Raw genomic sequence first — 21,315 nt, 5'->3', positions numbered from 1 at the left:
GGAATGGATGGATTATTTGCTAAGTCAATAAATGATGTAGATCATGGATATTTAAATATATTAAGGAATAAAGATTTGCAAAAAGTTAAGGACAATATACAAATCTATATAGAAGAAGAAAAAAAATATGAATATGTACAATATGCAAAAGCTATTTATTATTATTTAGAAAAAGACAAAAAAAGAGCAGCTAAATTTTTTAGTAGAACTTTAAGTAGCAATAAGATAAATGATTTACATGAAAGAGGAAAAATATTTTTATATATGACTAAGTGTTATTCTGATCTTAATGAAAGTTATCTTCAAAAGAAATATTTTAATTTAGCAGAAGAAATTTTTATAGAAGAAAAGTCATATTATTATTTAATTCAGCTATATTTATCAACAATGTACACTGAAGCATTAAAAAGAAGAGAAAATTATTATATAAAAAAATATTTAAAGAAAACTAGGGAAATGATAACTTTGTTAAAAGACGAAGATGTATTCAATATTTATGTTTGTCTTGGTGAAGTGTACATTTATATAAAAGATTATGAATCGGCTAAAAATATGTTTAAGGAAGCTATGAAATATGCAAAGCTTAATAATAAATATGATGAAATTGCATTTACAGTTTGTTTTTTGAAAGATATTTATGTAATTGATAACAGATTATCTGATGCGAGAGAAATAATTATTGAAACTATAGAAACGTATGAAAAAAAATTGAATATAATGACAAAATTATCTTTAGCTATAGAGATATTTGAAATATATATAAATGAGAAGAAAATAAATAAAGATATAGAAGTATTGCTTGCTTATATTAATAAAATCTTAAAGAAGTTAGATAAGAGAAAGCAACAGCAGTTTAAGGTTAAAGTAAATATATTAATATGTAGAAAAATAATGCTTGAAATAGCAGAAGATGTATCTAAAAGGGAAAATCTATCTATAGTTAAAGGATTAATTAGGGAAAGTGAAGAAACCTATATTAAGTATAAGAAAAATTTTAAGTTCTCTGACATATATTATTGGATAATAATAATAAAAGGAGATATTAGTTTTTCAGAAGGAGATTATTTAAAAGCATTAGAGTATTATAATGATGCATTAAGAAACTCTTACAAATTCAATATTAGATATACTTTAAGATGCTATAATGGTATTAAATTAGCTTATAAGAATAATGGTGACTATGAAAAAGCATTAATAATTGCAAAAAGAATCAATTCGATTTTGAAGGATATTAATATAGAAAATGAAAAAAAAGTAACTAAAATAAATGCTAGATATAATGAACTAAAGTCATATGATAAGATAAAAGAAAAGTTTTTTTCGAAATTGTCGTATGATTTAAAAGAACCAATTAACTCAATTTATTCTTGTATTCAATTAATAGATAATATGAGTAATATTGGGAGTTGTGAATTAAAGGAGTATTATTTAAAATACAATTCTGTAGTTACAAAAAATTGTTTAAAGGTATTAAAAACTATAAATAATTTAATTGATGCAGTAAAAATAGATGCAGATGAATTAAAGGTGGAATTTAAAAATTATAATATAGTTTACTTAGTTGAAGACATTGTATCAAAAACTGTAAAATATGCAAGTCTTCAAAATAATAACTTAATATTTGATACAGAAATAGAAGAATTAATTATAAAGTGTGATCCAAATTTAATTGAAAAAATAATACTAAGTATTATTTCAAATACATTAATGGTATCAGTAGAAAATTCCGATATATTTATAAGCATTTCAGAGACAAAAAGTTATGTAAAAATTAAATTTAAATATAATGGAAATAATGTTGATAATTGTATATTTAATTCATTAAGAAATAATATTAACAGTTACTCATTTAAATTTTATGCTAAGAATTTATCAATAGCTAAATCTTTATTAGAGCTTCATAATGGAAAAGTATATATTAATAATAAATATTCTCAAGGAAATGAATTAACAATATTACTACCAAAGTTAATGTTTCAAGATTTAAATAAAAATATGACTATTGAAAACTATCAAATAAATGATTTAAATGTTGCAATTGAATTTTGTGATTTAATATTATAGTGTGGATTAAGATATGAGTAAAAACTATAAAGGAATTTGATGTTTATGTAAGTAAGCTACAAATTATATATATAGTTTTTATTTTTTGACTTTTATATTTAAAGTAAGTTATATATTGATTACAATTATTGGGATTATTAACTTAGTGATCTTCACAAATCAATATCAAATTAATACAAGAATTAGTAGGATATATAATGAAAAAGTTCATGAATGGTGAAGTATAAAATTAAAGTCTAATAATATTATTTTATGAATCAAATAAATTTTACTAATGATTAAGAAGAAACAAGTAGGGGCAATAATTATTTATATGAATAAAATATAATAGCAAGGTTTTAGGAGTTGAAGGAATGATAAGCTATAGCGATAATATAACACATAATTATATAAACAATAACAACTCTAATAAAATATATAATATTAACTCATTAGAAATAAAAGCATCTAGTAATGTATTTTTTTTAGGTGAGGAAATACAATTAGTAGCATTAAAAGAATCGATATTTGGAATAAAAGAAATAAGAGATGTTTATTGGACAATTGATTATTTAGGAAAAGATATCACGCTTTCAAATAATATAATTAAAATAAGTAAACTATTAAGAAATAAAAACTCTCTTAAAGTAACTTGTATAGATAAAATTACAGGAGAAAGAGCCTGCAGAGAGTTTTCTATTATTTTAAATGAAGTAGAAGGAACATTAATACATTTCATAAAAAATGATGGCGATTATTTTGGAAATGGATACAAGTGGGATTTATGGAGCTTTTCAAATCATGGAGTTTCATATGCAGTTGAGTTACAAAATAAAAGTGATTTTGGTAGATGTGCATTTGTGAGGGAAGAAAATATAATTGCAAGAAGAAAAGCCTGGGGAGATAACTGGGGAAATGATTGGTCTGAGCAAACAGCAACATTTGAAATACCAAAAGGAATAAAAAATTGTTATATAGTTTATGGAGAAAATAAAATTATAACAAATTTAGAAGATGTAATTGAATATATAAAGCCTAGGATTGAAATTGCAATAATGGATAATAAAGATAGCATTACAGCATTTTTATCTAAAACTCCTTTGGATGGTACTAAATTTTATCTATACATTAATGGAATTAAAAAAGAAAATTGCGAGTATGTAATTGATAAATTATTTAAAAAGGTTGAGTTTAAAAAGTTAGATGCCAAAATATCACCAAGTGATTTAGTTGAAATAAGGGCTAGTAATACATTTTTACCTTGTAAAGTAACCATGAGAAACTTTTTAGATAATTATTATTATGATGGAACTGATATGGGAGTTGTATATGATGAGGAAAATATATATTTAAGAATTTGGGCTCCTACAGCATTTAAGGTAGATTTATGTTTATATGAAAATTGGTATGATATTAATGAAAGTGAAAAAAACATATATCATATGGATAAAGATGAAAAAAGCGGAACTTATTTTACTGAGATTAGTAGAAAAAAAAATGAATGTAGCTTTTATCTATATAAACTATATTTCAAAGATATAGATAGAAATGGATTAGAATATATAAAGATAAATTATGCAGTAGATCCCTATGCAGTATCAGTAGGAATAAATGGAGAAAAAGGATTTTTAGTAGATATAAATAATGTAAAATCAATGCCATTTGGATGGTTATGTGACAAAAGACCACAGCTTTTAAGAAAAGAAGACTCTGTAATTTATGAAGTACATGTAAGGGATTTTACTATAAGTGATGATAGTGGAATAGATAAAAATATCAGAGGTAAATATTTGGGATTAGCTAAAGAGGGAACTTCTTATAAAGATAAGAAAAGAAAGATTACTGTAAAAACAGGAATTGATCATTTAAAAGAACTTGGAATAACACATATACATCTGTTACCTGTATTTGATTTTGGCTCAGTTGATGAAAGAAAATCAAATAAAAAAGGTAATAGAAATTGGGGATATGATCCTAAGAATTACAATGCGCCTGAAGGTAGTTATTCAAGTGATCCATATGATCCAATTTCGAGAATAATCGAGCTCAGGGAAATGATTAAAAATCTTCATAAAAACGGAATAAGGGTAGTTATGGATGTAGTTTATAATCATATGCAGGAAACAAGAAGTTTAGATAATATAGTTCCAGCATATTATTTTAGAACTAATTATAGAGGTAGATTTACAAATGGATCAGGATGTGGAAATGAAATAGCAACCGAAAGACCTATGGTTAGAAAGTTTATAATTGATTCTATAAAACATTGGTTAAAAGATTATAATATAGATGGACTAAGATTTGACCTTATGGAATTAATAGACATTGATACTATGAAGGAAGTTGTAAAAGAAAGTAAGAAAATAGATGAAAGCATATTAATTTATGGTGAGCCATGGAAAGGTGGAGAGTCATCACTTACAAATGGAACTTATAAAGGTAGTCAAAGGGGTGAAGATTTTTCCATATTTAATGATTCATTTAGAGATTTTATAAGAGGAAATAATAACCCATCTAATGGATTTGTCAATGGAAGTCAACATGATGGAGCTACAGCATGGAGCATAATAGAAGGGTTAAAAGGATCTATAAATACATTGACATATTATCCAAGAGAAAGTATAAATTATGTAGATGCACATGATAATTATACTCTTTGGGATCAAATTGAAAAAAGTTTAACACCTGACATTAAAGAGAAAGATTATAGAAAAATTAAAGAAGAAAATATATTTGAAAATCATTTGGTGAGAAGAAATATATTAGCGCTTGCAATAATATTAACATCACAAGGAATACCATTTATACAGGGTGGAGCTGAAATATTAAGAACGAAAAATGGTGATCATAACAGTTATAAGAGTCCTGATAATATAAATGCAATATTTTGGAGAGATAAAGCAAAATATATTGAAGTATTTAACTATGTGAAGGGCTTAATAGAAATTAGGAAGAATTTTAAAGCGTTTAGACTAGAAAAGAGAGAAGAGTTAAACAATATTGAAATTAGCTTTTTAAATGGTGAAGAAAAGGTTGGAGTAATTAAATGGCATTTTAAAAATTTAAACCATATAGAACAAAATATTAATGATTTAATTGTTGTATACAATGGAACATCAATAGATGACTATGATATAAATCAATATATACCAGCTTCAAAAAAAGGGGAATGGAATATAATTGCTGATTTTAATAAAGCAGGAGTAGAAATAATAAAGACAGTTAAAACATCAGAAGTGCCAAAGTTGAAATCATACTCAATTTTAGTCTTATATTCATAGTAGTTTTATACAAGTGAAATTAGAGAAGAAAATGGAATAAGAGCTAATTATAATTAGCTCTTATTCCATTTTTAATTGACCGATTATTCACTATTTAATAAAAATATTCAATCATTACTAAGAATAAGTTTTTAATGCATAAGTATATAATTAAATAAATACAGTAAAATATAATATTTATAATGATTTATAAAATTCATATTGTGAAATTGCTACTTTTTTCAATGATTCTATCTATTGGTAGCAATGCTGTAATTATTAATACTACAATGAAATTACCTCCAACCACTAATCCATTAGCAAGTAAGGAGTAAAGCATAGGAGACCAGCCTTCTGGGGCAAACTGTCCAAAGAATAAGAAGCCTGATATAAAGTGAAATATAAATCTTATAAACATGCCTACGAAAATACCTAAGAGTTTTTTATTCTTAAAGTATCCAGCAATTCCCATAGCCATAAATGGAAGAGGATAATCGAAAAGAACTTGAATTGGATGGAGTATATAAGGACTTATAATCAAATATATAATTCCAAATAAAAATCCTGTAAGCATACCAATTTCAGGACCATACATAAAGGCGATAATTAAAATAGGAACCATACTCCCTAAGTTAATACTTCCAGCACCATTAGGCAAATCCACAATCTTTATAAGATGAAGTATTGTAGCAAGAGCTAAAGCAATACCAATTCTAGATATAATTTTAGCATCTAGATTAATTTTCTTAAATCTAATAAGTGATAATATTAATATTATTACACCAATAAGTGTAGCTAAAGAAAGTGGGTTTTTCAAGATTTCAGTAAAACCTTCTTTTAATGTGTTAATAAAAATATCCATAAAAAATACCTCCTAAAAGTTGCTAGGAGGTATACTTATAGCTTTGATATAATCATTCCTATAAAAGTACATCGTGACTTTCCTACGCTGGTATTATCCAGATCAGGTAAAAGAGGGTTAATGAATTATCATTTCTCAGCCAAAAGGCACCCCTAGCACTTAAATTATTTAATTTATAAGTAAAGCTTACATAAATTTGCTATAAAAGTCAATATTTAATTGTTTTAATATTTTAGTTATATAGAAGATTTGTAAAATTTAATATAAAAATATATACATATATAACTTTATAAAATGATTAATGTTACTTATAGTAAAAATAAAGGTATTTATGAATAAATCTTTTAAAAGAATATATGTAAATAGGCTTTAAAAAAATAATTTTGTAAGAATCAACTATTTATTTAGAATAAAAAATAATGTATTATAAGAAATGGGTTTATTATAATACATTTAAACAAAAAAAAATTATTATATGGGGGAAGAAGATGATAAAAACTAAAAAGATGAAGATAATAAGTATTTTACTTATAGTAACACTTATTATTTTAGGCAGTACTGGAGCTTACCTTGTAAAGGTTAGCAAAGAAAAAAACTTAAATGTGCAAATAGAAGAAGTAAATAAAGTTTTTAGTTCTTTGAAAATTTCTAATATGAATAGTGATGAAGAAGAACTTTATATGAAATTAAAAGAAAGCTTTAATAAATCTATAAGTGATAAAAATTTAATTGAAGCTAATGAGACTTTAAAAACGATGAGTGATTTAAAATCTTCTGTTGAAAAGCGAGTTAAAGAAGAAGAAGAGAAAAATGCGGAAGAAGAAAGAATAAGAGAAGAAAATGAAAGAGAATTGGCATCAAAAGATGAAAGTGAAAAAAAGGAAGAAGAAGTAAAAGAAGATGCTAAAAAAGAAGATATTGTAAATAAATCCAATACATCAAATATAAGCAACGGAACCAATGTACAACAACCAGTTTCTACTAATAATGAGCCTAAAATTGCAAATACTTCTGTTGCACAAAATTCCAGACAAATAATTTCAGTAGTAAGTACAGGTGGTAGTACAGCAGAGTTAGTATTATGGCAAAAAGATAGTAATGGAAAATGGTATGAATATGATAGTATGTTTGCAAGACTTGGAGAAAATGGAATGAAATCTGCAAATGATGTTTATGAAATGGACTTATGCACCCCAACTGGAGTATATAGTTTAACAGAAGCTTTTGGAGCTGCCCAAAACCCAGGAAGTGGAGTTCCATATCGAGTTTTAGATGGGTCAGAATATTGGGTAGATGATGTTAACTCTCCTTATTATAATACAATGCAATTTGGAGAGCCAAATGGACGATGGAATTCAGCTGAGTATTTAATAGAGCATAGTAATTCATACAAATATGCGTTAGTGATTGATTATAATAGGTATCCTGTTATAAGCGGTAAAAGTTCTGCTATATTTTTGCACGTAGATGTTGGAGTTCCTACTTGGGGATGCGTAGCAGTTGAGCAAAGTAAGATGAAGGAAATATTACAATGGATAAATCCTGGAGATAATCCTAAAATAATGTTAGCTTTAAGCTATAATGAGCTTTATAGTTATTAAAAATAAATGGTTAGAAATATAAAATTTATATTTACTAACCATTTATTTTTTATAATTAATTCATAAGATTAAGGGCTTAAGAATGTCTATTGTATCTACTGTAGTTAAGTAAAGAAAATTTTATCTATAATTTGAAGATTATATTTACAGCTTAACAACTATAAAAATAACGATAAAATGTACAAGATATATACTTTATTCCATTAAAGACATATTACCATAAAATATATAAAATGTAAATAAATATATAATGATTAATTTTGATTAACCATATCGATAAATTCTCTTTTCCCTTGGAGATGCAAGATAATCATATGCAGAAGTCCAATAAGGAAGCAGCTCTGGTTTATATTCCAAAACATCTTTTAAAAACTTATCGAATAAATGAAGTTTAGCTAGTATTTTTATTATGTCTTTAGGATATGGTGTTACTTTAGTATATGGTTTTCTGGGATCTATAACCATAATCTTACCTTTTGAGTTTACAAATATATGAGCGTTTCTTATGTTAATTCTTTTAAAGTTCAGTCTTTTCAAGTCCTCGATTAAATCTATAATTTCTATAGATAAATTATAAGTTAGGCCATGTTTAGAGATATATTCAAAAAGATTTTCTCCACCTACATATTCTCTCACTAATATATTACTTACTCTTAATAAAGGATTTGGAAAGAAAGGACTATCTAAAGTTTTTCTAAGTATTTCTTCTTCATTTTTAGCTGCTTTAACATTTTTAAATGTCTTAAGAGCAAAGCCTTCAGGTGTTAAGTAAACAGAGCCTTCAGCTCCGGAACCTAATAATTTACAGTTTTGAATTTCTAATAGGTAATTCATAAAATCACACTTTATTAATTGCTTTTAAATATTATATGCTAATAAAAATAATATGATATTAAATTATGTAAAAGTAAGTGAAATCAAAACTTATATTAAGATTATAAAAGATAATTTAATATATATAAGTATGGAATTACTAATAATATAGAAATAAAATTAATTTATAGAATACTATAATAGTAATTATAAGTTTATATCAAGATTTTATTAAAGAGAAGGATATAAGAAAATGGATGAGTTTGTTTTATTTAAAAATTTTAGTAAAAATAAGAAGTATAGAAAAAGTTTTAGTAATTTAGCTTCAGATATATTTGGATTAAATTTCGAGTTGTGGTTTGCAGAAGGGTATTGTAATGAGAATTATATTACATATTCTTATATATACAATGAAAAAGTAATATCAAATGTTTCTATAAATAAATTTACAATAATGCAAGACGGAGAAATAAAAAAAGTAATTCAGTTAGGTACTGTTATGACAGATAGTAATTATAGAAATAAAGGCTTAATAAGAAGATTAATAAATGAAATCTTTAAAGATTATAAGAATAAGGTAGACTATATATATTTATTTGCTAATAATTCTGTTTTAGATTTTTATACTAAGTTTGGATTCAATAGAAAAAATGAAACTGAATATAAAATAAGCATGAATGATATAAGAAATAGAAATTCTAGGAAGATTAATTATAAAAAAATGGGGTATAAAAATGTTGCAAGTGTAAGAAGGTTAAATTTATCATTGCCAACAGATAAAATAATTATGGAAAGATTATGTAAAGATAGATATCCTGTATCAAATAAATTTGGAATAATAAAGGATGAATGGCCATTAAAAGTATATTGTAATTATATATTTAATAATAATCTTTATTATTTTCAAGATGATGATATTGTAGTTATTTTAGAAAGGAAAAATGATGAGGTTATTATATATGATATTATAAGTAAAAATCCTATAGATATTGATAATATATTAATTAGGGTTATTGAAAGTGATGATAAGAATATTAAGATTAACTTTATACCAGAATCTAATAAGTTTAAAGTTATTACAAGAGATGTTATAGATGATGATAATGCTTTATTTATAAAAAATTGCAAGGGTAAGGTTAGAGATGGAGAAATACTTTTTCCTGTAACTTCACATACTTAATAAAATATAATATAGTAGGCTATAAATATTTTTAGTGAGGAGTAAATGGATACAAATATAACTTATAATATTAATAATATAGTTGATAATTACATCGTTTCTAGTAACAGAAAAAAATTATCTGTAGGATTTTTAATAACTGGACACGGTACCTTTGCTTCTGGTTTGTATAGTGCTTTAAAGTGTTTAAATGGTGATTATGATAATGTAGAAGTAGTTGATTTTATTGTAGGGGACAGCATAAATGATTATGATAAGAAGTTAAATGATTCCTTATTAAATTTAAGTATTTATAATAAAGTGATTGTATTATGTGATTTATTTGCAGGAACACCTTTTAATAGAGTAATGATTAATTTAGTTAATAATCAAGAAAAGTATTGTGTTTTTGGAGGGGTAAATTTACCTATTACAATAGAAGCTATAATGGCAGGAGAAACATTTACAGATATTAATGCATTGATTAATTATATAAAAGATGTATTTAAAGATACATTAATTGATGGAACTGAAAAGCTGGATTAATATATTTAGATATATTTATTGAATAACATTTTAATTTGCATGAAGAGGAGACTATACATTAAATTGTAATAATCTCTTCTTTAATGAACTAGTTTATTATGCTATAATCAAGTTTATAGAAAGTAAGGAAATATTATGAATAGTATAAAAAGTAATTAAAAGTATAAAATATGGTACTGATGAGGAAAGTATTAATAAATTAGTATCTTACAATATAAGAAAATATATAAAGCAAATTAAGGAGGAAAGTGATGCCTTTTATAGATTCAAAAGTAACTGTGAAATTAAGTTCAGAAGAAAAAGAATTATTAAAAACTAAATTAGGAAATATAATTACAAAAATTCCTGGTAAAAGTGAAAATTATCTTATGATAGGATTTCAAGATGAATACTCTTTATATTTTAGAGGAGAAGAATTGAAATATGGAGCATTCGTTGAGGTGAAAATTTTTGGGGAAACTTCAAAAAGTGATTTAGAAAAAGTAACTAAGGAAATTTGTGATTTATATGAAAAGGAGTTAAATATCCCTAAAGATGCGATATATATTAAATATGAGCAAGTAGAAAACTGGGGATTTAATGGCTTTAACTTTTAAGCGATTGTATATTAATTATAAAATATAATATAAATTTTATAGTTAATTACCTAATAATAAGTCGTTTAGGGGGTGGTTAATATGGAATGGAAGATAAAAAAATTTGAGGATTTAAGTACTAAAGAGCTTTATAGTATACTAGCTTTAAGGAATAAAGTTTTTGTTATAGAACAAGAATGTATTTATCAAGATTGCGATTATAAAGATTTAGAGGCATATCATTTATTCTGTACTGATGATAATAGTACAGTGGCATATTTAAGAATACTTAAGAAAGGTGTTTCTTATGATGAAGTGTCTATTGGACGGGTAGTAGTAGATGAAAAATATAGGGGTAGAGATTTAGGTAGAAAAGCTATGAAAAAGGCTTTAGAATTTATTAATAATACTTATGGTGAAAGTCCAATTAGAATATCTGCACAAGTTTACATAAAAGATTTTTATAAAAGCTTAGGATTTATAGAAGTTTCTAATGCATATTTAGAAGATGATATACCTCACATAGAAATGCTAAGAAATATTAAATATAATAACTAAAGTAAAAGAAAATTTCTAATAAATGTAGCATGATTTATTAGAAATTTTCTTTTGTTTTTTCTATTCAGCTAATTGCTTTTCTTTTAAAATTACGTTAATTCTTTTAAAATAAGTAATTCCAAGGGGAATAGCAGCGGCAAACCAAGCAGCAGGATCAGCTAAAGCAATTCCAGTAAATCCTATTAAGCTTGGCAATGTAAATGCAACAACTGTTCTAGCTATCATTTCCGCAACTCCAGCCATCATAGGTACAAAGCTATCTCCAATTCCTTGAAGAGTATTTCTATATATAAAAATTAATCCTAAAGGTATATAAAATATGGAAACTGTATTTAAGTAATGCCTTGCGTATTCTATTACTTCTAAATCACTTCCATCAATAAATAACTTTGTAAAGGTACCACCAAATGTAACTACAACAATTGTGGATATTATACTTACAATAATACTAATAATGGTACATTTTTTAACTCCTTCTTTAATACGATCTATTCTTCCAGCACCAAGATTTTGTCCAGAATAAGTAGCCATAGCAACACCAAATGTAACGGCAGGTTGCATAACTAGTTGTTGAACTTTAGATGCAGCAGTGTATGAAGCTATTATTTTAGAACCAAAATTATTTAAAGCACCTTGGAGAATCATAGCACCAGCAGCTGTTATTGAAAATTGAAGTGCCATTGGGATACCAATTCTTAATTGGCTTTTAACATAGTTTTTTCTGATTTTCCAATGCCTACTTTGTAATCTCAATATAGGGAATTTTTTAATTATATATAATGCACATAATATAGCTGATATTGATTGAGAAATAATAGTGGCATAAGCAGCTCCAGCTACTCCCATTGAAAAATTAACAATAAACACAATATCTAAAATTATATTTAGGATTGAAGCTATAATTAAGAAGTATAGAGGCGTTTTACTATCACCTAAAGCTCTTAAAATACTTGCAAACATATTATAAAATATTATTGCTATATTACCAGCATAAATTACTATTATATATGCTAATGCTTCATCCATAATATCAGCAGGTGTATTCATAAGTTGAAGTAATGGTTTTGCAGAAGCAATGCTGATAATAGTTACTACTATAGTCATGATGGCAGATAAAATTAAAGAACTAGCGTAAGCTTTCTTTACACCTTCTTCATCATTAGCACCAAATCTTTGTGAAACTAAAACTGCAAAACCACTAGTTAGTCCAATAACAAAACCATTAACTAAAAAAGCCATAGCACCAGTAGATCCGACTGCAGCCAATGCATTTACACCTAGATAGCGACCAACTATTATAGTGTCAGCCATGCTATAAAACTGTTGAAATATATTGCCTATAAGTAAAGGAATAGAAAATGTTAAAATAAGTTTTACAGGATTTCCTGTTGTCATATCTTTTGTCATAAATAATCCCCTCCATATACATATCTATAATAAACTAAATATGCCTTACTAATTTCATTAATTGTACAAACATTTACAATAATAGCATTATAAATAATTATTATCAACTTTATTTCAAATTTAGAAAATAAATGTGAATTTTTAATATAAATAAATATTATATAATTAGAAGAAAAGTAAAATAATGATTATATAAAAATATAAATTTTTATTTAAAATATATAAAAGTATAAAAGAATTTTTAAATTTAACAACTTTGTAACAACTTAAATAAACTATGTAAAAACTTCTATGTAATATATAATAAAATAGTACATGGAGGTTTTTTATTATGAAAAGAATATTTTTGTTTATTTTGGCTAGCTTATCTGTATTTACAGTTAGTTGCAATAACACAAAAATCTTAGAAGAAAATACTAAGGATAATGAAGTGTTAAATAAATATAAAATTACAGAAAGAAATGTAAATATAAATTATGATGATAGAGCTTTTGAGCCGCTTTTTTATGATGATGATGGAGTTAATGGAATTTTAGACACTAGAAAGCAAGGAACTGTTAATGATAACGAAGTAAGAGTTCCATATATATTAAATGAGGATGGAGTATTGGTTAAGGAAGAAAACAAATGGTTTTCAAAGGAAGGTGCAAATTTTATCAGAAGAAGAGGAGGTAAATTATACAAAGGTTTGTATAGTGAAGGACTTCATACAAGAGATAATACTTTTTATTATATGGATTTAGAAAAGAATGTTAAATTTGAATTAGTTGGATATGACAAAATGTATTATAACGTTATTGATTCATTTGAATATAGATATGAAGATTATTTTCAAATTAAGGATGACTATTATATAGAAGAAATAAATAATGTAACGGAAAACTATGAATCAAAAGAAGAAAAATCTATATTAATAGTAGATATAAAAAATAAAACTTATTACACAACAGATATAATTAAAACGAATCCTAATAAGTTTTACTATGATGAAAAAGAAAAATCTTTAATGGCTTTAGATAGTTTAGGCAAAATAAAAAAAGTAATTCTAAAAGATGGGAAGATTTATTTTGAAGATTTTGGGTATATAAATATCTCAAAGATTGGTATAGAAAGTTTATTTGATAATAAAAAGCCTATGTTCAATGGGTACATAATTAGTGAAGATAATTTGATTTTTCAAGTAAGAGGTAATGAGAGGTTTGAATATATATTATATAATATAAGAACAGATGAACTTATATTTTTGAATAAAGAAGTATTTATAAAGAGTCAAATTGAAGATACCGAGTTTTTTCTAGTTAGTACTAATAATAAGGTTTATCTTGCGAAAATAAATGACAATTATGAATTTGATTTGATTTATAGATTAGCAGGATTAGAAAATTACGATAGTCTTACGGTAAAAGCAAATAAAGATGAAAGTAGTATTTTCTTTGCATTAGAAGCCTTTGATCATTCAGAAGGAGCAAAGTCAATTTTAAAAGACTCTAAATATTTCTTTTTAGAAATCGAAGAAAAGTAAATTTATGGGGGAACTATGGGAAAGAAAAAAATATTAGTAGTTGAAGATGAATATTCAATAAATGATGCAGTAACATTTGCACTTAGAAAAGAAGGTTATGATGTAAGAAGTGTATTTAAAGGAAGAGATGCATTAGAAAAAGTTAGAGAGTTTGAGCCTAATTTAGTATTATTAGACTTAATGTTACCTGATATAGATGGCTTTGATGTTTGTAAGGAAATATCTAAAAGCACTTATGTAATAATGTTAACTGCAAGAGGAGAAATAATAGACAGGATACTTGGGTTGGAACTTGGTGCTGATGATTATATAGTAAAACCTTTTGAAATCAAAGAAGTACTGGTTAGAATAAAAGTTATATTTAGAAGAAATGAAAAAAGACTAGTAGAAAATAATTTCTTAGATGGAGATAAGAAAAATGAAATTATACAAATTAATACAAAAGAAAGAAGCGTAATAAAAGATGGGGAAGGAGTTATTCTTAGAAGAAAGGAGTTTGATTTATTAAATTTTCTATATGAAAATAAAGGAATTGTATTTTCAAGAAATGATTTATTAGATAAAGTATGGGGATATGATTATGAAGGTGATACGAGAACTGTAGATGTTCATATAAGAAGGCTAAGAGAAAAGCTTAATGAGGATAAAGATAATTCTATTATAGAAACAGTGTTTGGAATAGGATATATAATGAGGTGATGTTTTGAGTAAAACCTTAAGAGGTAAGCTTTTAATTGGGACAATAGTATCAGTGGTAACGATAAATACAATATTTACCATATTTATTTCATTATTTTTAGATAAGTCTTTTAAAAATGATATTATAGAAGAAATGAATAAGATTAAATTAACTTCTTTAAATATAATTAGACAAAATGAAATAATAGAAGAACCTATTTGGAAAGCATTATCACCAATTAATGAAATAACACAAGGATATGTTACTATATCTGATGATTATGGAAATATAAATCAATCAATAGGAAAAGTTATAAATAATGAAGAAATAATTGATATAGTTAAAGAAAGTAATAATATTAAATCAGTAATCAAATTTAAACATGAAAATAACTCTTATTTTGTAACTTATAATTATCCATTATATATTAATGATAGCTTTAGTGGTAATTTAATAATACAAAAAGATTATACAATTAAGTATAATGAAATGATAAAGACAATAGGAATTATCATTTTTGGTCAAGTAGTTGCTATCTTAACAATTATATATGTTATATCTTTTATAATTAAGAAGGTTACAAAACCACTTGGAGATTTAACCACTTCTATGAAGGAATTTAAATTAGGAAAAGATATTAAAGATATAGAGATAAATACACAAGATGAGATAGCAGATTTGACTAGAACTTATAATTCTATGAAAAATCAAATTAATAATCAAGAAAAAGCTCTAATAGAATTTTTTAATAATGCAACTCACGAACTAAAGACTCCAGTTACAGCTATTTCTTTATATTCTCAAATAATAAGAGACGAAGATATAAAAGAAATTGATGAGGAATTTTTAAAAAGAGCAAGTAATAGAATAGTTCTTGAATGTGAAAAGATGAAAAAGTTAGTAGAGAAGATTTTAGAAAGTTCAAGAGGTAAAATAAGTAAAGGTAAAAATAAGAGTGAATTTTCATTAACTAATATAATAAAAGAAATAATAGAGGATTTAGAATTAAGGTTAAAAAATAAAGATCTTTATATAAAAGAAGAGTTAGAAGAAATTATGATATATGGAGTTTTAGAAGACTTTGAACAAATTATTTTAAATCTTTTAGATAATAGCATAAAATACTCAGATTCTAATGAGATTTCAATTAAATTATATAAGGAAAATGAAAATATAGTATTAAAATTAAAGAATAATTGTTTAGAAATTCCTATTGATATAAAGGATAGGTTATTTGAACCATTTAAAAAATACAATTATTACGATGATATATCTAAAGAAGTGAGTAGTTCAGGTCTTGGTCTATATTTATGTAGTGAACTTGCTAAAGAAAATGAATGGAGTTTGAATTATGAATTTATAGATAATGATATTATATTCACCTTAATATTAAATATATAAAATTAAGCCTGTGCAAAAGTAAAAATAAATAAATGCATAGGTTTTTTATAATAAAGAGATATTGTTTTGTAAAAATATGTTAAACTATATTTATAAAATATGTGTTTGAAATGTATAGTTATCGAATAAATTTAACTACAAAAATAAGCTTAATTATTGTCATGTTATATGGATTTAAATTAAGAAAGCATAAGGTTTTTGAGAGGTGAAAATATGAAAGCAATTACCATATCAAAGGAAGATCTAAGAAAATTCCTAGTAGTATATCAAGGGCTATATACTACTAATACTTTTATTGGAGAAGAAGGGATTAAAGATTTTATAAAAAGAGTAGGATGTGTTCAATATGACCCATTAAATGTTGTAGGAAGAAATGCAGATCTTGTTATGCAATCGAGAATTGAAGATTATGATCCTATAATGCTAGAGGATTTGCTTTATAAGAAAAGGGAGTTAATAGATGGATGGGATAAAATGATGGCTATTTATTCTGCTGAAGATTGGCAGTATTTTAAGAGAGTAAGATCAGAAAGAAAAAAGGAAGTTGAAAATGTACTAAGACATAGAAATTCAATTGATGCAATAAACTATGTTGATTTAGTAAAAGAATACATAGGGGCTTAGTTTGTTTGATGATAGATACAAATAGTCTTGATAAGATTTATGATATATTTAAAAATAGAAATATAAATATTTCAAAGCCAGAGTTTTTAAAATTTAAATGGTTCTTTAATTTATTTACGAGAACAATGCCTTGGAGAAATAGTTATGTTAACTTTTTGGATGGGATTCCACTCCAAATTGGTTTACAAGAGATGAAAGATGATAAATCACGTAAGTTTATGGAAGAATATATGGTTCCAAATAGTATAGATAATGAAATTTTAGGAATAGAGAAGATTATAGTAAAGGGCCCAATTACTACTAATGATATAGAATTAATAAAGAAAATTTTTAAAGAATATATAATAAGAGATTTTCCACTAACCATGACATTAGATAATAATCAAACCTTAATATTTAAAGAAGATAAAGAATATAGTGTTGATATATTTACTAAATGTGATAATGAAAAATTTAAAAATAAGAAAGTAGAAATTGAAAATATAACAATATACAACTAAAATAATTTAAATTAATAATTAAATGTTTAAAGTGTGTACTAAGAAGTACTTCTTAGTACCACTCATTATTTTTAAGATAAAGCAAATTGACTATTATATAAATTAGCATAGAATCCACCTTTATTTAATAGTTCATCATGAGTACCTTGTTCTATAACTTTTCCATTATTCATAACAAGAATCAAATCTGCTTCACGTATAGTTGAAAGTCTATGAGCTACAATAAAAGTTGTTCTACCTTCCATTAATTTATTAAAAGCTTTTTGAATATAAATTTCTGTACGTGTATCTATGCTACTAGTGGCTTCGTCTAAAATAAGCATTGGTGGCTTAGATAACATAACTCTAGCAATGCATAGTAACTGCTTTTGACCTTGGGATAAAGAATTATCGTCAGTAAGGATAGTATCATAGCCATTAGGTAAATTCATTATAAATTTATGAGCATGAGCATTTTTGGCAGCTGCTATTACTTCTTCAAAAGACGCACCAGGCTTTCCATAAGCTATATTTTCTCTAACTGTTCCAGAATATAACCATGTATCTTGAAGGACCATTCCGTATAAACCTCTTGTACTATTTCTAGTAATATCATCTATATTAATATTATCTATTTTAATTTCTCCAGAATTTATGTTGTAGAATCTCATAAGTAAATTAATTAGTGTAGTTTTTCCACAACCAGTTGGACCAACTATTGCTATTTTATCTCCAGGTTTAACTTTTAAATTGAAGTTTTCAATTAACTTTTTATCCTTACTGTATGAAAATGAAACATCATTTATATCTATATATCCTTCACAAGAATTTAGAATAGTTAAATCTTTAGGATCTGGAATTTCTTCTTTTTCATCTAAAATTTTAAAAATCCTACTTGCAGATGCAAAGGCAGCTTGAAGTTCTGTAATAACACCTGATATTTCATTAAATGGTTTAGTATATTGATTAGCATAACTTAAGAATGATGAAAGCTGACCTATTGTTATAGCACCATTAATAGCACTAACAGCACCAATTATTCCTACTGCTGCATAAACTATTCCATTAACAAATCTTGTACAAGGATTAGTTAATGCTGAATAAAACTGAGCCTTTTGTCCGTATTTATATAATCTTTTATTTATTTCTTCAAAAGTTTCTTGTGATCGTTCTTCAAATGAAAATGCTTTAACTACTTTTTGATTTCCTATCATTTCTTCAACATATCCACTTAGCTCACCACGGACTTGAGATTGCTTTCTAAACATAGAATGGCAATGTTTAGCTATAGTAGAAGCTGTAAATAAGGATAGTGGAGTAATTACAACTACTATAAGAGCGATTTTAATATTTATGGAGATCATAAATATTAGTGTTCCAATTATAGTTACTATTCCTGTAAAAAGTTGCGAAAATCCTTGTAAAAGACCATCAGATACAATTTCTATATCATTAATTACTCCATTTATAATAGATCCATGAGAAGTACTATCTATATATTTTAATGGTAAAGCATTGATTTTATTAAATACATCGATTCTTATATCCTTAATAGTTTTATAGCTCACAATATTAGTACATCTAGTCATAATAAACTGGAAAATGGAAGAAAATATAACTGTTAATGAAAGGGGAATTAGTATTTTAAATAATCCATTAAAGCTAACATTACCTGGACCGATTATTAAATCTACTCCCTCACCGATAATAATTGGAGTTAAAAGTGTAAGAGTTATATTAATTATTGCACTAAAAAAAGCAAGAATTATATATTTATTATAAGATTTAGTATATCTTAAAATTCTTTTTACTAATGAAATATTCATAATATGAAGTCACCTCCTAATTTTTTAATTGAGAAGAATAAATTTCTTTATATACTTCGCAATTGTTAATTAGATAATCATGGTTGCCGATACCTGCTATTTCACCATTATCTAGAACTATTATTTTATCTGCATTTTTAATACTACTAGCTCTTTGAGATACCATTATCACTGTAGTATCTTTAACTTTTTCTTTTAAGGCTTTTCTTAGGCTTGCATCTGTAGCAAAATCTAAAGCACTTGAGCTATCATCTAATATTAAAATTTTAGGTTTTAAAACTAAAGCTCTTGCAATTGTAAGTCTTTGCCTTTGACCACCAGATAAATTTTTACCGCCTTGAAGTATATTTGTATCATATTTTTCAGGTAAAGCTTGGACAAAAGATGATGATTGAGAAATTTCTAATGAATCTTCAATGTCCTTAATAGTGGCATCTTTATTTCCCCATCTTAAATTTTCTATTAATTTACCTTTAAATAAAACAGCTTTTTGAGGAACTATACCTATTAAGTTTCTAAGAGTTTTTAATGAATAATCTTTAACATCTGTTCCATTTATAAGTACTTGCCCTTTTGTAGCATCATAAAACCTTGGGATCAAATTTACTAGAGTAGATTTTCCAGAACCGGTACCACCTATAATTCCAATAGTTTCGTTTTTATTAATAGTTAATGATATATTACTTAATGAATATTCATTAGAGTCAGCATATGAAAAGAAAACATCTTTAAATTCAATAATTGGAGCTGATGAAAACCTATAAGACTTAACAATACTGTTTTCTGTTATTGTAGATTTAATTTCTAAAATTTCATTTACCCTATTAGCTGATGTAGATGCTTTAGTAAGGGTAACTATTAATTGAGCAAAAACTATTAAGGCAAGAAGAATTTGAGTTATATAATTAACAAATGCTATTACTTCACCTTGAGTCAATGAACCTGAATTTACTCTGATTCCACCAAACCATAATATAGCAACTATAGATAAATTCATAATTATATATGTAATTGGATTAAGAAGAGCAGACATCTTTCCTACATTTATAGAGGTATTACTTAAATCATTGCTAGCATCATTAAATCTTAACTTTTGACTTTCTTCCTTAGAAAAAGCTTTAATAACTCTTGTACCATCAAGATTTTCTCTAGTTATTAAAGAAATATTATCAAGTTTATTTTGAATTATTTTGTATAAAGGAAGAGATTTACTCATTACAAAGTAAATCACAAGTGCAATAAGCGGAGTTGTGATTATAAAGATAATAGAAAGCTTTAAATCTAAAGCTATTGCCATTATAGTTGAGCCAATTATTATAAAGGGAGCTCTAGATCCCAATCTAATCATCATAGCTACACCGGTTTGTATTTGATTTATGTCATTGGTTAAACGAGTGATTAATGTTGGAGTACCTATTTTATCAATTTCAGCATGAGAAAAACTATTTATATGCTTAAATAGAGCACTTCTAATTGAAGTACCAACACCTTGAGAGGCTATAGAAGCATAATACTGGCAAATTAAAGCGAATCCAAGCCCACTAGCTCCGAGAAGAATAAGTACACCACCCATTTTAAGAATATAAACTATATCATTATTTCTTACGCCTACATCAATTATTTTAGCCATAACTATAGGAACAAATAATTCTAGAATTGCTTCTATTAATTTGAATATTGGACCAAGTATAGCTTCTTTTTTGTAATCTTTCATGAATTGTATTAGTTTTATCAATATTATCAGTCCTTTGTTATAATTTTAAACTTAAACATTATTATAACATTAAGTCCTAATAATGAAAGTATATTATAGTTTCTAAAAATGAGATAAACTAATAAAATATTAGGTATGTAAAATTATAGTTTAGTATTTAATTTTCTATAGTTTTATACATCTTAAGAAATTCTTTAGAATAATTTTCTTTAATGTTTATTTTCTTTAGGATAATTAGTGTATTAA

The 21,315-nt window shown here is 25.3% G+C and carries 17 protein-coding genes and 1 riboswitch; of the genes, 12 read left to right on the top strand and 5 right to left on the bottom strand.

Annotated elements, in window-relative coordinates:
* Positions 1-3: 3 nt before the first annotated feature.
* Complete coding sequence (locus tag I2E83_RS00875; RefSeq protein ID WP_195428244.1) at positions 4-2,064, top strand: hypothetical protein; 2,061 nt, start codon at positions 4-6, stop codon at positions 2,062-2,064.
* Between the two features lie 353 nt (positions 2,065-2,417).
* Positions 2,418-5,324 (top strand): type I pullulanase, encoded by a 2,907-nt coding sequence (gene pulA, locus I2E83_RS00870; RefSeq protein WP_195263021.1) that lies wholly within the window; start codon positions 2,418-2,420, stop codon positions 5,322-5,324.
* Between the two features lie 196 nt (positions 5,325-5,520).
* Here pulA and thiT read toward each other — a convergent pair whose 3' ends face one another.
* Positions 5,521-6,165, bottom strand: a complete 645-nt coding sequence (gene thiT, locus I2E83_RS00865; RefSeq protein ID WP_195428243.1) for an energy-coupled thiamine transporter ThiT — start codon at positions 6,163-6,165, stop codon at positions 5,521-5,523.
* A gap of 62 nt (positions 6,166-6,227) precedes the next feature.
* Positions 6,228-6,329, bottom strand: a riboswitch (TPP riboswitch).
* Between the two features lie 324 nt (positions 6,330-6,653).
* On the opposite strand from thiT, the gene I2E83_RS00860 reads away from it, so the two are divergent.
* Positions 6,654-7,766, top strand: a complete 1,113-nt coding sequence (locus tag I2E83_RS00860) for a L,D-transpeptidase family protein (RefSeq protein ID WP_195428242.1) — start codon at positions 6,654-6,656, stop codon at positions 7,764-7,766.
* Positions 7,767-8,030: 264 nt separating this feature from the next.
* Here the strand turns inward: I2E83_RS00860 and I2E83_RS00855 are convergent, their stop codons facing one another.
* Positions 8,031-8,600: a serine/threonine protein kinase gene (locus tag I2E83_RS00855; RefSeq protein WP_195263024.1), complete on the bottom strand. Its 570-nt coding sequence runs from the start codon at positions 8,598-8,600 to the stop codon at positions 8,031-8,033.
* Between the two features lie 232 nt (positions 8,601-8,832).
* Between I2E83_RS00855 and I2E83_RS00850 the strand changes: the two genes are divergently transcribed.
* From I2E83_RS00850 to I2E83_RS00835, 4 genes are all read left to right on the top strand, one after another.
* Positions 8,833-9,759, top strand: a complete 927-nt coding sequence (locus tag I2E83_RS00850) for a GNAT family N-acetyltransferase (RefSeq protein ID WP_195428241.1) — start codon at positions 8,833-8,835, stop codon at positions 9,757-9,759.
* Between the two features lie 45 nt (positions 9,760-9,804).
* Positions 9,805-10,284: a PTS sugar transporter subunit IIA gene (locus tag I2E83_RS00845; protein ID WP_195263026.1), complete on the top strand. Its 480-nt coding sequence runs from the start codon at positions 9,805-9,807 to the stop codon at positions 10,282-10,284.
* A gap of 251 nt (positions 10,285-10,535) precedes the next feature.
* Positions 10,536-10,880 (top strand): phenylpyruvate tautomerase MIF-related protein, encoded by a 345-nt coding sequence (locus I2E83_RS00840; RefSeq protein WP_195263027.1) that lies wholly within the window; start codon positions 10,536-10,538, stop codon positions 10,878-10,880.
* A gap of 81 nt (positions 10,881-10,961) precedes the next feature.
* Positions 10,962-11,417: a GNAT family N-acetyltransferase gene (locus I2E83_RS00835; RefSeq protein WP_195263028.1), complete on the top strand. Its 456-nt coding sequence runs from the start codon at positions 10,962-10,964 to the stop codon at positions 11,415-11,417.
* Positions 11,418-11,477: 60 nt separating this feature from the next.
* Here the strand turns inward: I2E83_RS00835 and I2E83_RS00830 are convergent, their stop codons facing one another.
* The gene (locus I2E83_RS00830) at positions 11,478-12,824 is read right to left on the bottom strand and encodes an MATE family efflux transporter (RefSeq protein ID WP_195263029.1); all 1,347 of its coding nucleotides are present in this window, start codon (positions 12,822-12,824) and stop codon (positions 11,478-11,480) included.
* A gap of 331 nt (positions 12,825-13,155) precedes the next feature.
* Between I2E83_RS00830 and I2E83_RS00825 the strand changes: the two genes are divergently transcribed.
* From I2E83_RS00825 to I2E83_RS00805, 5 genes are all read left to right on the top strand, one after another.
* A complete protein-coding gene (locus I2E83_RS00825; protein WP_195428240.1) occupies positions 13,156-14,346 on the top strand; it encodes a hypothetical protein in 1,191 nt (396 codons plus the stop codon).
* Between the two features lie 15 nt (positions 14,347-14,361).
* Positions 14,362-15,045, top strand: a complete 684-nt coding sequence (locus tag I2E83_RS00820; RefSeq protein WP_195428239.1) for a response regulator transcription factor — start codon at positions 14,362-14,364, stop codon at positions 15,043-15,045.
* Positions 15,046-15,049: 4 nt separating this feature from the next.
* Complete coding sequence (locus I2E83_RS00815) at positions 15,050-16,426, top strand: HAMP domain-containing sensor histidine kinase (RefSeq protein WP_195263032.1); 1,377 nt, start codon at positions 15,050-15,052, stop codon at positions 16,424-16,426.
* 213 nt (positions 16,427-16,639) lie between these two features.
* Positions 16,640-17,050, top strand: coding sequence for a crosslink repair DNA glycosylase YcaQ family protein (locus I2E83_RS00810; protein WP_243249522.1), 411 nt, complete (start codon positions 16,640-16,642; stop codon positions 17,048-17,050).
* 5 nt (positions 17,051-17,055) lie between these two features.
* Positions 17,056-17,550, top strand: a complete 495-nt coding sequence (locus I2E83_RS00805; RefSeq protein ID WP_195428237.1) for a hypothetical protein — start codon at positions 17,056-17,058, stop codon at positions 17,548-17,550.
* Positions 17,551-17,621: 71 nt separating this feature from the next.
* Here I2E83_RS00805 and I2E83_RS00800 read toward each other — a convergent pair whose 3' ends face one another.
* A complete protein-coding gene (locus I2E83_RS00800; protein WP_195428236.1) occupies positions 17,622-19,355 on the bottom strand; it encodes an ABC transporter ATP-binding protein in 1,734 nt (577 codons plus the stop codon).
* Between the two features lie 16 nt (positions 19,356-19,371).
* Positions 19,372-21,090: an ABC transporter ATP-binding protein gene (locus I2E83_RS00795; protein WP_195428234.1), complete on the bottom strand. Its 1,719-nt coding sequence runs from the start codon at positions 21,088-21,090 to the stop codon at positions 19,372-19,374.
* Positions 21,091-21,315: the final 225 nt, after the last annotated feature.

It is taken from the genome of Clostridium sp. D46t1_190503_E9 (assembly GCF_015555225.1).
GTDB lineage: Bacteria > Bacillota > Clostridia > Clostridiales > Clostridiaceae > Clostridium.
The sequence above is the reverse complement of the archived record's forward strand: the minus strand, read 5'-3'. Positions and strand labels throughout refer to the sequence as shown.